The organism is Stenotrophomonas sp. Marseille-Q5258, from assembly GCF_946900935.1.
Lineage (GTDB): Bacteria > Pseudomonadota > Gammaproteobacteria > Xanthomonadales > Xanthomonadaceae > Stenotrophomonas > Stenotrophomonas nematodicola.
In genome coordinates this window covers 98,032-112,297 of sequence record NZ_CAMPPN010000012.1, presented here as the reverse complement: position 1 = coordinate 112,297, position 14,266 = coordinate 98,032, and the positions used below count along the sequence as shown (strand labels likewise).

Annotated in this window: 14 protein-coding genes; 10 read left to right on the top strand and 4 right to left on the bottom strand. The window is 67.8% G+C overall.

The features are described 5' to 3' along the window. Positions 1 to 37 precede the first annotated feature (37 nt). Positions 38 to 1,405 (bottom strand): short-chain fatty acyl-CoA regulator family protein, encoded by a 1,368-nt coding sequence (locus OC534_RS10000; protein WP_262071747.1) that lies wholly within the window; start codon positions 1,403 to 1,405, stop codon positions 38 to 40. 112 nt (positions 1,406 to 1,517) lie between these two features. On the opposite strand from OC534_RS10000, the gene OC534_RS09995 reads away from it, so the two are divergent. From OC534_RS09995 to mmsB, 5 genes are read left to right on the top strand one after another with little or no spacing between them, the layout of a single operon-like run. Beyond that, positions 1,518 to 3,023 carry a CoA-acylating methylmalonate-semialdehyde dehydrogenase gene (locus tag OC534_RS09995; RefSeq protein ID WP_262071735.1) on the top strand — a complete coding sequence of 502 codons (1,506 nt, stop codon included), beginning with the start codon at positions 1,518 to 1,520 and terminating at the stop codon, positions 3,021 to 3,023. A 19-nt stretch (positions 3,024 to 3,042) separates the two neighbouring features. Further along, positions 3,043 to 4,209, top strand: a complete 1,167-nt coding sequence (locus OC534_RS09990; RefSeq protein ID WP_017355016.1) for an acyl-CoA dehydrogenase family protein — start codon at positions 3,043 to 3,045, stop codon at positions 4,207 to 4,209. Then, positions 4,206 to 5,003, top strand: coding sequence for an enoyl-CoA hydratase (locus tag OC534_RS09985; RefSeq protein ID WP_017355017.1), 798 nt, complete (start codon positions 4,206 to 4,208; stop codon positions 5,001 to 5,003). Before OC534_RS09990 ends, OC534_RS09985 begins: the two co-directional genes overlap by 4 nt. Beyond that, a complete protein-coding gene (locus tag OC534_RS09980) occupies positions 5,000 to 6,175 on the top strand; it encodes an enoyl-CoA hydratase/isomerase family protein (protein ID WP_262071734.1) in 1,176 nt (391 codons plus the stop codon). The genes OC534_RS09985 and OC534_RS09980 overlap by 4 nt, the downstream gene beginning before the upstream one ends. Next, positions 6,172 to 7,062, top strand: a complete 891-nt coding sequence (mmsB, locus tag OC534_RS09975; protein ID WP_017355019.1) for a 3-hydroxyisobutyrate dehydrogenase — start codon at positions 6,172 to 6,174, stop codon at positions 7,060 to 7,062. Before OC534_RS09980 ends, mmsB begins: the two co-directional genes overlap by 4 nt. A gap of 117 nt (positions 7,063 to 7,179) precedes the next feature. Here the strand turns inward: mmsB and OC534_RS09970 are convergent, their stop codons facing one another. Further along, complete coding sequence (locus tag OC534_RS09970) at positions 7,180 to 7,605, bottom strand: organic hydroperoxide resistance protein (protein ID WP_017355020.1); 426 nt, start codon at positions 7,603 to 7,605, stop codon at positions 7,180 to 7,182. A 111-nt stretch (positions 7,606 to 7,716) separates the two neighbouring features. Here OC534_RS09970 and OC534_RS09965 point away from each other — a divergent pair, with 111 nt between their 5' ends. Further along, positions 7,717 to 8,556, top strand: coding sequence for an AraC family transcriptional regulator (locus OC534_RS09965; RefSeq protein WP_262071733.1), 840 nt, complete (start codon positions 7,717 to 7,719; stop codon positions 8,554 to 8,556). Positions 8,557 to 8,561: 5 nt separating this feature from the next. Here OC534_RS09965 and OC534_RS09960 read toward each other — a convergent pair whose 3' ends face one another. Next, positions 8,562 to 9,518 (bottom strand): cation transporter, encoded by a 957-nt coding sequence (locus tag OC534_RS09960; RefSeq protein ID WP_262071732.1) that lies wholly within the window; start codon positions 9,516 to 9,518, stop codon positions 8,562 to 8,564. Positions 9,519 to 9,700: 182 nt separating this feature from the next. Between OC534_RS09960 and dusA the strand changes: the two genes are divergently transcribed. The 4 genes from dusA (at position 9,701) to OC534_RS09940 (ending at position 13,505) form a co-directional block, all read left to right on the top strand. Beyond that, on the top strand, positions 9,701 to 10,717 hold the full coding sequence (gene dusA / locus OC534_RS09955) for a tRNA dihydrouridine(20/20a) synthase DusA (RefSeq protein WP_136006651.1): 1,017 nt from the start codon (positions 9,701 to 9,703) through the stop codon (positions 10,715 to 10,717). Positions 10,718 to 10,927: 210 nt separating this feature from the next. Then, entirely contained in the window at positions 10,928 to 11,299 is a 372-nt protein-coding gene (locus OC534_RS09950; RefSeq protein ID WP_017355069.1) for a hypothetical protein, read from the top strand. Between the two features lie 74 nt (positions 11,300 to 11,373). After that, the gene (locus tag OC534_RS09945) at positions 11,374 to 12,057 is read left to right on the top strand and encodes a response regulator transcription factor (RefSeq protein ID WP_017355070.1); all 684 of its coding nucleotides are present in this window, start codon (positions 11,374 to 11,376) and stop codon (positions 12,055 to 12,057) included. 23 nt (positions 12,058 to 12,080) lie between these two features. After that, a complete protein-coding gene (locus OC534_RS09940) occupies positions 12,081 to 13,505 on the top strand; it encodes a sensor histidine kinase (protein ID WP_037590856.1) in 1,425 nt (474 codons plus the stop codon). 15 nt (positions 13,506 to 13,520) lie between these two features. Here the strand turns inward: OC534_RS09940 and OC534_RS09935 are convergent, their stop codons facing one another. Then, complete coding sequence (locus tag OC534_RS09935) at positions 13,521 to 14,261, bottom strand: M90 family metallopeptidase (protein ID WP_051008566.1); 741 nt, start codon at positions 14,259 to 14,261, stop codon at positions 13,521 to 13,523. Positions 14,262 to 14,266 lie beyond the last annotated feature (5 nt).

The window sequence follows — 14,266 nt, the reverse complement described above, 5'->3', positions numbered from 1 at the left end:
GCACCCCTACCGGTGCCCAGGTCTCGCACCGGCCGCCTCAGCGCCCGGGCAACTGCACGAACGCGCGCTGCATGCAGTCCTCGCGCGGGCAGACCCGGCAACCGGGGCCGATCGAGACCGAGTTGCCCGGGCTCTGGATATCCAGCCCGCGCGAATAGATCAACCGCTCGGCATGCTGCAGGTCGCAGCCCAACGCCACCGCGAAGGTCTTGCGCGGCTGCCCGTGCCCGACCGGGCCGCTGCTCACCTGGCGCGCCAGCCAGAAGTGCCGGCGGCCATCGGGCATGCGCGCGGTCTGGGTCAGCACGCGGCCGGGTTGATTGAACGCCTCATACACAATCCACAGCGGACACGAGCCGCCCACCTGCGAGAAGTGGAAGTCGGTGGCGGAATGCCGTTTGGAGACATTGCCGGCGCGGTCCACGCGGATGAAGAAGAAGGGCAGCCCCGGCGCACTGCGCCGCGCCAGCGTGCTCAGGCGGTGGCAGACCGCCTCGAAGCCCACGCCGAAGCGGTGCGCCAGCGCATCGATGTCGTAGGCGCTGTGTTCGGCCGCGCGCAGGAACCGCGCATACGGCATCACCAGCGCTCCGGCAAAGTAGTTGGACATGCCGATCCGAGCCTGCGCGATCTGTTCCGGCTCGCGGAAGCCGGCTCGCGCGATCACCGCATCGATCTGTGCCGCGTACCCCAGCAGGGCCAGTTCGGCCGCCATCTGGAAGGCCTGCTGGCCCGGCTCCAGGTAGTCGGGCAACCACAACGTGCGGCTGCCGCCGTCGTACACGCGCTTCTCGCGCCCGGCCTGCAGCGGCGCCACTTCCACCAGCACCCCGTGCCGGTCGGCCAGCAGCTGGCGCAGGCGCGGCGCCACGTGGCCGGCGACCAGCCCCCATTCGCCGAACAACTGCTCGGCCAGATCGTCCAGTTCGGGAATGTGGTTGTGCATGCGGTTGAAGAAGTCCCGCACCTGATCGCCGGCCGGCAGCGCCTGGCCGGCATGCACGTCACCCAGCTGGAACTCCAGCGCGGCAGCATGCTCGCGAAGCGCCAGGTGACGCCGGTGCAGGTCCAGCAGGGCGCGGCTGATCTGCGGCAGGTTGCCGGCCATCGCGCGCAGCTCGGTGCTGCTCACATCGTCCAGGCCGAGGTCGCGCAGGGTCTCGCCGAGGGCATCCTGCAGCGCGCCCGGCTCATCGACATCGAACAGCTCGCTGACATCGCCCAGCACCGCACGCAGCTTCTGCTGCACGGCCGGGGTCAGGGGTCGCTTGTTGCGCTCGATCTGGTTCAGGTAGCTGGCCGAGAGGCCGAGGGCCCGGGCCAGGTCGATCTGGCTGTAGCCGCGCTGCTCGCGCAGCTTCAGCAGGCGCAGGCCGATCTGGCGGTGTGGAGACTGGCTGTTCACAAGATTCACAAAAATCGTAGCGGGCATTGGCCAGATTAAGCGCATACAGCCCGGAAATCGAGGTTGACCCTGTGAATAATGCCAACAACTTATCGACCCCCCGGGATTGTCCATGATTGTTGCAGCGCCCCGCATCCGTATGTTGATCGATGGCCAGTTCATCGAATCGGCCAGCCCGCACTGGCAGAACGTGGTCAATCCGGCCACCCAGGACGTCCTGGCCCAGGTGCCGTTCGCGACCCCCGGTGAAGTGGACGCCGCCGTCGCTGCGGCCAAGGAAGCCTTCAAGACCTGGCGCAAGACCCCCATCGGCACCCGTGCGCGCATCTTCCTGAAGTACCAGCAGCTCATCCGCGAAAACATGAGCGAGCTGGCCCATATCCTGTCCGCCGAGCAGGGCAAGACCGTGCCGGACGCCGAAGGCGATGTGTTCCGCGGCCTGGAAGTGGTCGAGCACGCCGCTGCGATCGGCAACCTGCAACTCGGCGAGCTGGCCAACAACGTCGCCAATGGCGTGGACACCTACACCCTGCTGCAGCCGCTCGGCGTGTGTGCCGGCATCACCCCGTTCAACTTCCCGGCGATGATCCCGCTGTGGATGTTCCCGATGGCGATCGCGACCGGCAATACCTTCATTCTGAAGCCGTCCGAGCAGGACCCGATGGTCACCATGCGCCTGGTCGAACTGGCGCTGGAAGCGGGCATTCCCAAGGGCGTGCTCAACGTCGTGCACGGCGGCGAAGACGTGGTCAATGCGATCTGCGACCACCCGGACATCAAGGCCGTCTCCTTTGTCGGTTCCACCCGCGTCGGCACGCACGTGTACAACCGTGCCTCGCTGGCCGGCAAGCGCGTGCAATGCATGATGGGCGCCAAGAACCACGCCGTGGTGCTGCCGGACGCCAACAAGGAACAGAGCCTCAACGCGATGGTCGGTGCCGCCTTTGGCGCGGCGGGCCAGCGCTGCATGGCCGCATCCACCCTGGTGCTGGTCGGCGAGGCGCGCGAGTGGGTGCCTGACCTGGTGGCCAAGGCAAAGACACTGAAGGTGAGCGCCGGCAGCGTGGCCGGGACCGATGTCGGCCCGGTCATCTCCTGCGCCGCCCGCGAGCGCGTGGAAGGCCTGATCGCCTCCGGTGTGGAGCAGGGCGCCAAGCTGGTGCTGGATGGCCGCAACCCGCAGGTGGACGGCTTCGAGAAGGGCAACTTCGTGGGCCCGACCATCTTCGCCGGCGTCACCCCGGGCATGCGCATCTATGACGAGGAAATCTTCGGACCGGTGCTGGTGATCCTCGAAGCGGACACGCTGGAAGACGCCATCGACCTGATCAACGCCAATCCGAACGGCAACGGCACCGCGCTGTTCACCCAGTCCGGCGCGGCCGCACGCAAGTTCCAGGAAGACATCGACGTCGGCCAGGTCGGCATCAACGTGCCGATTCCGGTGCCGGTGCCGCTGTTCTCCTTCACCGGTTCGCGCGCCTCCAAGCTCGGCGACCTGGGCCCGTACGGCAAGCAGGTGGTCATGTTCTACACCCAGACCAAGACCATCACCTCGCGCTGGTTCGATGACGAGACGCTGGGTCACGGCGTCAACACCACCATCAGCCTGAAGTAAGCAACAACGGAGTTCGACCATGAGCCACTCGATGACGACGGAACTCGACGAAGCGCAGCAGGCCTATAGAGAGGCTGCGCGCGACTTCGCCCAGGCCGAACTGGCGCCGCACGCCGCGCGATGGGATGCGGAGGGCATCTTTCCGCGCGAGGCGATCGCCAAGGCAGGGGAACTCGGGTTCTGTGGCCTGTACATGGACCCCGAGGTCGGCGGCAGCGGCTTGAGCCGTCTGGACGCCGCCGTCGTCATCGAGGAGCTCGCCAACGTGGACCCGTCCACCGCGGCCTACATCAGCATCCACAACATGGCCTCGTGGATGGTGTCGACGTGGGGTACCGAAACACTGCGCGCCGCCTGGGGCACCGATCTGTCCTCGGGCAGCAAGCTGGCCTCGTACTGCCTGACCGAGCCGGGTGCCGGGTCGGACGCGGCGTCGCTGAAGACCAGCGCCGTGCGCGAAGGTGAACACTACGTGCTGAACGGCGCCAAGGCCTTCATCTCCGGTGCCGGCGCCACCGAACTGCTGGTGGTGATGGCGCGGACCGGCGGTGCCGGTGCGGGCGGCATCAGCGCGATCGCGGTGCCGGCCGACCTGCCGGGCATCAGCTACGGTCGCAAGGAAGAGAAGATGGGCTGGAACAGCCAGCCCACCCGCGGCATCACCTTCGAGAACGTCCGCGTGCCGGTCAGCCACCTTCTGGGAGAGGAAGGCGGCGGCTTCAAGCTGGCGATGAAGGGCTTGGACGGTGGCCGCATCAACATCGCCGCCTGTTCGCTGGGTGCCGCCCAGGGCGCGCTGGACGCGGCCCGCCGCTACATGGGCGAGCGCCGCCAGTTCGGCAAGGCGCTGGCCGACTTCCAGGCGCTGCAGTTCAAGCTGGCCGACATGGCCACCCAGCTCGTGGCCGCGCGGCAGATGGTGCATACCGCCGCGCGCAAGCTCGACGCCGGTGCCAGCGATGCCAACGTGTGGTGTGCGATGGCCAAGCGCTTCGCCACCGATGCCGGCTTCAACGTCTGCAACGATGCGCTGCAGATCCACGGCGGTTATGGCTACATCCGCGAATACCCGATCGAACGGCTGCTCCGCGATTGCCGCGTGCACCAGATCCTGGAGGGCACCAACGAGATCATGCGCGTGATCGTGGCCCGCCACCTGCTCAACACCGAAGAGGAACTGCGATGATGGATTGGCGCACGCACGAACACACCGGCCTGAAGGTCGAGGCCGATGGCCACGTCGCGGTGGTGACGCTGGACAACCCGCCGGCCCACACCTGGACCGTGCACAGTCTGTCCGCCCTGCGCGACCTGGTCGGTGCGCTCAATGCCGACAAGGGCATCTACGCGCTGGTGATCACCGGGGGAGGCGAAAAGTTCTTCTCCGCCGGGGCCGATCTCAAGCAGTTCGCCTCCGGCGACAAGGGCGCCGCGCGCGAAGCGGCACGCCGATTCGGCGAAGCCTTCGAGGCCCTGTCCGGCTTCCGTGGCGTCTCCATCGCGGCCATCAACGGCTATGCGATGGGCGGCGGCCTGGAATGTGCGCTCGCCTGCGACCTGCGCATCATCGAGGACCATGCCCAGGTGGCGCTGCCGGAGGCGACCGTCGGCCTGCTGCCGTGCGCCGGTGGCACGCAGAATCTACCGCGTCTGGTGGGTGAAGGCTGGGCCAAGCGGATGATCCTGCTCGGCGAACGCATCGATGCCGACACCGCCGTGCGCATCGGCCTGGCCGAAGAGAAGGTCGGCAAGGGCGAAGCGCTCGCACTGGCACTGGACTGGGCGCGCAAGGCCGGCAAGCAGAGCCCGACCAGCATCGCCGCGTGCAAGACGCTGGTGCAGGCCACCCGCACCGGCACCCATGCCGCCGCCCTGGTGGCCGAACGCGAAGCGTTCGTCGACCTGTTTGACAGCGCCGACCAGGTCGAGGGCGTCAGCGCCTTCCTGGAGAAGCGCAGCGCGCAGTGGAAGAACGCATGAGCACGGTCGCCGCCAGCGAAGACGCACCGGTGCTGTTCGAGGAACGCACCGCCGCCAACGGCATGCGCATCGGCATCGCCACGCTCAACGCCGCGCGCACGCTCAACGGCTTTTCGCTGCCGATGGCACACCTGCTGGGCGCGCGCCTGCAGGCCTGGGCCGACGACGACGGCATCGCCCTGGTGGTGCTGCAGGGCGCAGGCGAGAAGGCCTTCTGCGCCGGCGGTGACCTGCACAGCCTGTACCGCAGCATGGTGGAGTACCGCCAGGCGGGCCGCAGCGACATCCGCGACAACACGTATGCCGCCGAATTCTTCGACGTCGAGTACCGCGTCGACTACGCCATCCACGCCTTCCCCAAGCCGATCCTGTGCTGGGGCCACGGCATCGTGATGGGCGGTGGCATCGGCCTGATGTCCGGCGCCAGCCATCGCGTGGTCAGCGAGCGCTCGAAACTGGCGTTCCCGGAGATCACCGTCGGTCTGTTCCCCGACGTGGGCGGCAGCTGGCTGCTGCCGCGCGTGCCGGGCAAGGGTGGTCTGTTCCTGGCCCTTACCGGCGCGCCGCTCAATGCCGGCGATGCGATCTACGCCGGCCTGGCCGACATCCACGTGCCGGAAGCGCAGCGCGAAGCGGTGTTCACCGCGCTGCTCGGCGTGCACTGGAGCGAGGAGGCCAAGCGCAACCACGAGCAGCTCAGCGCCCTGTTGCAGCAGCACGCCACCGACGCGGCCACCGGCCCGCTGCTGCGCCATGCCGCCACCCTCGACGCGCTCTGTGCCGGCGACGATCTGGCCACCATCGTGGACGCGATCATCGCGCTGGAAACCGACGATCCCTGGTTGCAGGCCGCCCAGGCCACGCTCGCCGCCGGTGCACCCGGCTCGGCGCGGTTGGCCTTCGAGCTGCAGCGCCGCACTGCCGGCGCATCGCTGGCCGACGTCTACCGCCTGGAGTACATCGCCGCGCTGCACAGCGCCGCCCACGGCGACTTCGCCGAAGGCATCCGCGCGCTGTTGATCGACAAGGACCGCACCCCGCACTGGCAGCCGGCCACCCTGGCCGAGGCCACGGCGACGTGGGCCCACACCTTCTTCGTTTCGCCCTGGTCCGACGCCACGCACCCGCTGGCCGACCTCGGTGTCACTGACCCCGAAAGGAGCCTCGCATGAGCCGTATCGCATTTATTGGGCTGGGCAACATGGGTGGCCCGATGGCCGCCAACCTGGCCAAGGCCGGCCACGCGGTGCGCGTGTTCGACCTGGTGCCCGCCGCCGTGCAGGCCGCGGTCGATGCCGGTGCCACCGCCGCCCACTCTGCACTGGACACCCTGACCGATGCCGAGATCGTGATCTCGATGCTGCCGGCCAGCCGCCACGTCGAAGGCGTGTACCTGGGCGAGGACGGTCTGCTGGCCGATATTCCCGGCGGCGCACTGCTGATCGACTGCAGCACCATTGCCCCGGCCACCGCACGCAAGGTTGCCGAAGCGGCCGCTGCACGTGGTCTGCAGATGCTCGACGCACCGGTCTCCGGCGGCACCGCCGGTGCACAGGCCGGCACCCTGACCTTCATCGTCGGTGGCGATGCCGAGGCGCTCGAGCGCGCCCGCCCGATCCTGCAGGCAATGGGCAAGAACATCTTCCATGTCGGCGCCAGCGGCGCCGGCCAGGTCGCCAAGCTGTGCAACAACATGGCGCTGGGCGTGATCATGGCGGTCACCGGCGAATCCATCGCACTGGGCGTGGCGCACGGTCTGGATCCGAAGGTGTTGTCGCAGATGATGGCGGTCAGCACCGGCCGCAGCTGGGCCACCGAAGTGTGCAACCCGTGGCCGGGTGTGCTGGAGAATGCGCCGGCCTCGCGCGGCTACAGCGGCGGCTTCGGCAGCGACCTGATGCTCAAGGACATGGGCCTGGCGGTGGAAGCGGCCATGAGCGTGGGCGCCTCGATTCCACTCGGCGAGCTCGCGCGCAACCTGTATTCGATGAACCACCAGGCCGGTCGCGGCAAGCTGGATTTCTCCAGCGTCGTGCAGGTGATCGCAAACGAAACGTAACACCAGCACCACGCTCAGACGCATCCCCGGGGCTCACCCTGGGGATCCACCGCGGTGGGATGGGCGGTTGCCAGGCGGTCGAGCCAGGCAGCCGCCCATTTTTTTGCCCGATCCTGCTTACGCGACCGTCAGCGTCACATCGATGTTGCCGCGGGTGGCGTTGGAGTACGGGCACACGATGTGCGCCTTCTGCACCAGTTCCTCCACCTGCTCGCGCGGCAGGCCCGGCACCGAGATCTCCAGCGCGACTTCAATCCCGAAGCCGGTCGGAATCTGGCCGATGCCCACCTTGCCGGTGATGGCGGTCTCTGCCGGCAGCGCAACCTTGGCCTGGCCGGCCACGTACTTCAGCGCGCCCAGGAAGCAGGCCGAGTAGCCGGCGGCGAACAGCTGTTCCGGGTTGGTGCCCGGACCGCCCGCGCCGCCCAGCTCGCGCGGGGTGGACAGCTGCACGTCCAGCACGTTGTCGGACGAGGTGGCGTGGCCTTCGCGGCCGCCGGTGGCGGTGGCGGTGGCGGTGTACAGAACGTTTGCGATGGACATGGAATTCTCCTGGGGTGTGAAGGGATGGCACGGGTAGGTGAGACGTACTGTGCGCCACTGGGCTGTACGTGTGGCAACATTTCGTCCAGGAAACTTGATCTGGAGTCCAGAATGGTCGATCGCCTGCAATCCCTGCTTGGCCGCTTCGCGGTCAGTGCCGAGGTCTTCCATGCCGGCCCGCTGTGCGGCATCAACCACTTGGCTGCCGACGGCGAGCGTGGCCAGCTGCACCTCATCCGCGACGGGACGGTACGGGTGGAACATGACGATGGCAGTGTGCTGCAGATCGACCAGCCCAGCGTGCTGCTCTACCCGCGTCCGCTGGCCCACCGCTTCATCACGGACGCGCAGCGCGGCGCCGATTTCGCCTGTGCGCATCTGCAGTTCGAAGGGGCCGGCAACAACCCGGTGGCCGCCGCGCTGCCCGCAGTGATCTGTCTGCCGCTGGATGCCCTGTACGGGGGCCATCCTGTGCTGTCGCTGCTGTTCGAGGAAGCCTTCGCCCAGCGCTGCGGCCGCCAGGCGCTGCTGGATCGCCTGTTTGAAGTGGTGCTGATCCAGATCCTGCGCGCGCTGATGGAAAGCGGTCAGCTACGCGTCGGCCTGCTCGCCGGCATGGCCCACCCGCGCCTGCGCCACGCGCTGGTGGCCATGCACGAAGCGCCGGCCGAGGAGTGGACGCTGGAATCGCTGGCGCAGCGTGCCGGCATGTCGCGCAGCGCCTTCGCCGAGAGCTTCCGCGACACCATCGGCAGCACGCCGGGCCAGTACCTGCAGGGCTGGCGCACGCGGCTGGTGCAGCAGGCGCTGCGCAGGGGGCAACCGCTCAAGCGCATCGCCATCGATGTGGGCTACGGCAGCGAAGCGGCACTGTCGCGCGCATTCAAAGCGCAGACCGGGCAATCGCCGCGGCAGTGGAAGCAGGTGGGCGCGGCAGCACGCGCGCCCTGACGCCCTCAGATCGCCCACTCCCGATCCGTCGTGAACATGATCGTCAGCCAGCGGTCCGTCGATTCCTCGCCCAGCGCCTCGCCGATCTCGTCGCGCAGGCGGTCCCATTCCAGCAGCGCACGCGGCGGGTCATCGGCGCGCACCACGAAGAACAGCTCGATCTGCTCGCCACGCCCGACCTTGGCCACATAGCTGCGGTACTCGAGGAAGCCGTGCCTGGCGACGATGGCACGCGCCACCTCGTCCACGTGCGCCTGCAGGTCCACCGGGGTGATCAGCAGGATGTCCGACAGCGCCTGCCGCACCGTGCCGAGCGGGGCGACCATGACGAACAGGCACACCACCAGCAGGATCGCCGGATCGATGTAGGGCACCAGCCATGCCCAGCGCGTATCGCTCATCAGCCAGCCGCCGATGAAGGCGACCAGATAGGCGGCCGACATGCTGGCCGACACCCCCCAGTTCTTGCCATCCAGCGCGATGAACTCCGAGCCGATGCTGCGGTTGGCACGGCGCACGAACAGGGCCAGTCCGATCTCGGCGATGATCGACAGCACCGCGAACAGGATCGCCGGGCCCAATGCGATCGCGCGCCCCCCGGACATCAATGCGTCCACCGCGTTGACCGCCGCATACAGGGCCGCGCCGATCATCAGCGTGCCACTGACCCCGAGCACGATCGGCTCCAGGTGCCAGAAGCCCATCGTGAAGCGCTGGTTGAGGCGCGATTGCAATGCATCCACCTGGGTCGACAGGCTGATCAGCCGCACCACCAGCAACGACAGCCAGGTCATCACCACGTCGATCAGGCCGTAGATGCCGTCGAAGATGATCAGCGAGGAGTTGGCCAGGAACCCGAATACCACCGCCGCGACCGCCATCGCCAGCGACGCGGCGATGGACAGGCGCAGCACACCTTGTTCGGTGGCAGGGTCGAAACCGGACAGGAGGGGGCTGCGCATCGCAGGCCTTGCAGAAAGACAGAGCGCAATTGTGCGCTGTTCCGATTGCAGCCGTGAATCGCGATGCGCTGTTGCCGTTGCGGCACACGGCGCTCGGTGCTGCCCTCGGGCAGCGTTCATGGCAAGCGGGTAAACTGTTGATTGCGCTGGCATTGCCAGCAGATCCCGATGCCTGCCCGCCCATGACCCAGCCTGCCTCCGACGCTGCGGCGCGTTACACCGCCTCCCTGCGCCTGTCCGTCGCCCCGATGATGGACTGGACGGACCGTCATTGCCGGTATTTCCACCGGTTGCTGGCCCCGGGTGCGCGGCTGTACACCGAAATGGTGCATGCCAATGCGGTGATCCACGGCGACCGCGAGCGCCTGCTGGGCTTCGATGGCAGCGAGCATCCGCTGGCCCTGCAGCTCGGCGGCAGCGATCCGGCGCTGCTGGCGCAGGCCGCGCGCATCGCCCAGGAGTGGGGCTATGACGAGGTCAACCTCAACTGTGGCTGCCCGTCCGACCGCGTCCAGGCCGGGCGCTTCGGTGCCTGCCTGATGCGCGAACCGACGCTGGTGGCCGAGTGCGTGGCGGCGATGGTCGCGGCGGTCGACATCCCGGTCACGGTGAAGTGCCGGCTCGGCGTTGATGAAGACAACGACTACGAAATCTTTCGCAACTTCGTCGATCAGTCGGCCAACGCGGGAAGTGCGATGTTCATCGTGCACGCCCGCAACGCCTGGCTGAAGGGCCTGTCGCCGAAGGAGAACCGCGAAGTACCGCCGCTCCGCTACGAGTGGGCGCACCGCCTGAAGGCCGAGCGGCCGCAGCTGGCCATCGTCCTCAACGGCGGCTTGGCCACGGTCGAGGCGGCGCAGGCGCAGCTGCCCGCGCTGGACGGGGTGATGCTGGGCCGGGCGGCCTACCACGACCCCTACGTGCTGCACCGGCTGGAGGCCGCGCAGACCGGCGCGCCGCTGCAGTCCCGCGAGACCCTGCTGCGCGGGATGCGGCCGTACATCGAGGCGCGGTTGGCCGATGGCCTGGCGCTCAAGCACATCACCCGCCACCTGCTCGGGCTGTTCCACGGCCAGCCGGGTGGCCGCGCGTTCCGCCAGATCCTCAGCGAGGGCGCTCACCGCGCCGGCGCCGACTGGTGCCTGATCGAGCAGGCGCTGGCCGTGACCCGGGCGCAGGCGGAACGCGTCGCTGCGTGAGTTGCGACGCCGTCTTGCCTTGACAAGGCACATGCTTTGTCGCCAATGTTCACCTAGATGAACGAACGGGCGCCCCCGCCGGAAAAGTTCAGACCGGATTCACCGCGTAAAACCAAGAATTTGCAAAGGATTCGTAAATCGCCGGCACGCCGGGCGGTTTCGGATTTACAACTTTTGAACGTTTTGCCGCCGTCCGCTAGGATCAGACCGATGTACTCCGTGACCCGCCATCGCCGTCTTGCCGTCCTCGCCCTCCTGGCACTGGGCGCTGCTGCCTCCACCGGCACGGTCCTGGCGCAGGACATCCCGCCGCCGGACGCCGTCCGGGGCGACATGGCGCGGGCCGCGCGTGGCGGGGCGCAGGAGCGTTCGCTGTCCGATGCGGTGCGTCGGGTCCAGCGGACCACCGGGGGCCACATCCTCGGCGCCGAGCGTGTCCCGTTCGACGGTCGCGACATCAACCGGGTCAAGTACATGGACGACCGCGGACGGGTCCGCTACATGGACGACCCGGCGCCGGCGCGTTCACAGCCCCGCACGCCGCGCTCGGATATGTCATCACTACGCGGCGATAACCCCTGAACAGGGATAGTTGTCCGCAGTCATCTGCATTACCCACTGGCCCCCGGCCATACCCAGGACACTAGGGAGAGTTCATGCGTATCCTTCTGGTCGAAGACGAAGCCCCGCTGCGGGAAACCCTGGCAGCCCGGCTCAAGCGCGAAGGCTTTGCCGTCGATGCTGCGCAGGACGGTGAGGAAGGTCTGTACATGGGCCGCGAAGTGCCGTTCGATGTCGGCATCATCGATCTGGGCCTGCCCAAGATGTCGGGCATGGAACTGATCAAGGCGCTGCGCGATGAGGGCAAGAAATTCCCCGTGCTCATCCTGACCGCGCGTTCGAGCTGGCAGGACAAGGTCGAGGGCCTCAAGCAGGGCGCCGACGATTACCTGGTCAAGCCGTTCCATGTCGAAGAGCTGCTGGCCCGCGTCAACGCGCTGCTGCGCCGCGCCGCTGGCTGGAGCAAGCCCACGCTCGAATGTGGTCCGGTCGCGCTTGATCTGGCCGCACAGACGGTCAGCGTCGGTGGCAGCAACGTGGACCTCACCAGCTACGAGTACAAGGTGCTCGAATACCTGATGATGCATGCCGGTGAACTGGTCTCCAAGGCCGACCTCACCGAGCACATCTACCAGCAGGATTTCGATCGCGACTCGAACGTGCTGGAAGTGTTCATCGGCCGCCTGCGCAAGAAGCTCGATGCGGACGGTGAGCTCAAGCCGATCGAAACCGTGCGTGGTCGCGGGTATCGTTTCGCGATTCCGCGCAACGAGGGCTGAGTCGACACTCTGGCGATAGCATGATGTCCGGCCGTCTGTGGTTCTTCAAACGCTGGCGGCCGCGCTCATTGCAGGCGCGCCAGATGCTGGCGGCCTCCGTGGGTCTGGTCGCCTTCCTGGCGACCGCCGGCTACTCGCTGGACGCGGCCTTCGCCGATACCGCGCGCGCCAATCTGCGCGAGCGGTTGAAAAACTACGCCACCGCGTACGCGGCCGGCATTGATTTCACCCGCGACCGCTCGCTGTACATCCGCGAGCAGCCACCGGATCCCCGTTTCGACGTGCCCGGCAGCGGTCTGTACCTGCAGGTGGTGATGCCTGACGGCAAAGGCAATTCGATGTCGGCCGAAGGGCCGATGCTGCCCACCGTGGGCGGCGGCCTCCTCGCGCCGCGCCAGGAAGTGTTCGAAGGTCCGTTGCCGATGATCCAGATCGACGGCAGCGAAGGCTCGGTGTACCGCTACGGCATGGGCCTGGTGTGGGATGCCGACGCCGACCCGGCCACCGAATTCCCGTACACCATCTACGTAATGGAGGACTCGCGTGCGCTCGGTGCGCAGCTGCGCGTGTTCCGCGGGCGCGTGTGGTTCTACCTGGGTGGCGCGGGCCTGATCCTGCTGCTGCTGCAGACGGTGATCCTGCAATGGAGCCTGCGCCCGATGCGGCGCGTGATCACCGAGCTGACCAAGGTCCAGCGCGGCGAGACTGAGCGCATGAGCGAGCGCCACCCGCGCGAGCTGGAACCGCTGACCGACAGCATCAACGCCTTCATCGAGAGCGAGCGCGAGAACCTGGAGCGCCAGCGCAACACCCTGGCCGATCTCGCGCACAGCCTGAAAACGCCGCTGGCCGTGCTGCGTACGCAGCTGGACAGCGGTGCCCAGGACCAGGACCTGCGGGAGGAGTTCGACGTCCAGCTGCGGCGCATGAACAACCTGGTGTCCTACCAGTTGGCGCGCGCCGCATCGTCGGGCCACAAGCTGTTCTCCGCGCCGCTGCCGATCGAATCCAACGCCGAGGAGATCGTGCGTGGCCTGGAAAAGGTCTACGCCGCCAAGGGCGTGCTGTGCGAGTTCGACATCGATGCGGCCGCGCGTTTCCACGGTGAACCCGGCGACCTGCAGGAACTGCTCGGCAACCTGCTGGAGAATGCCTTCAAGTGGGCCAAGCGGCGCGTGCTGCTCAGCGCCCATCCGCTGCCGGCACCGGGTGCCCGCCGCGCAGGCCTGGTGCTGTCGGTGGACGACGACGGCCCGGGCATCGCCCCGGAAGACATCGCCAAGGTGCTCCAGCGGGGCGTACGCGGCGACGAGCGCGTGCAGGGCCACGGTATCGGCCTGTCGATCGTGCAGGACCTGATCAAGGACTATCGCGGCGAACTGCAGGTTCTGCGCTCGCCGGAACTGGGTGGCGCACGATTCGAAGTGAAGCTGCCGCCCGGCCCCTGAGGCAGTGATGCGCTGTCACATCGCCGGCGGCGCACCGTAGAAGCGCCGCAGATGCGCGGCCACCTCCGGCATCTCCCTGTCCAGCAGGGCGGGTGCGGAGAAGTGGTATTCGGTGGCCACCGCGAAGAATTCTTCGGGCGCCTCCGAGGCATACGGGTCGATCGCGGTATGCCGGCCCCGGTCCACCTGCTCGCAGAAGCCGTCGTACGCCCGCTGGAAGTCGGCGGCCCACTGTTTCTGCCAGGCGCGCGGCAACGGCGGCGTGCCGTCGATCGCACCATCCAGCGCGTCGATCTTGTGCGCCATTTCATGCACCGCCACGCAGTAGCCGGCGTGCGGGTCGGCGATATCGGCCTGGATGTCGGCCCACGACAGAATCAGCGGACCGCTGTCCCAGGATTCGCCGATCAGTTCGTCATCCCATTCGTGCAGTACCCCGGCCGCATCGACATGGCTGCGCTGCACGCGGAACGCGTCCGGGTAAACGATCAGCTGCGACCAGCCGCGCAACCCGACCTCGCCCAACTCCAGCAGCGGCAGGCAGCACAGCGCGGCCAGCAGCACACCATCGCCTTCGTCCAGCTGCAGGCCCGCCACCGGGCTGATCGTCTTCTCGTGCAGGAAGCGCGCGCTGAGCACGCGCAGGCGCTCGCGGCGCGCCGGGTCCAGGCCACGCAGCCACGGGCCACGCTGGCAGCTCTGCTGCCACAAAGACGGATCGATCTCGCGCGGCGTACGCCGCAGCCAACCCCACATACGTT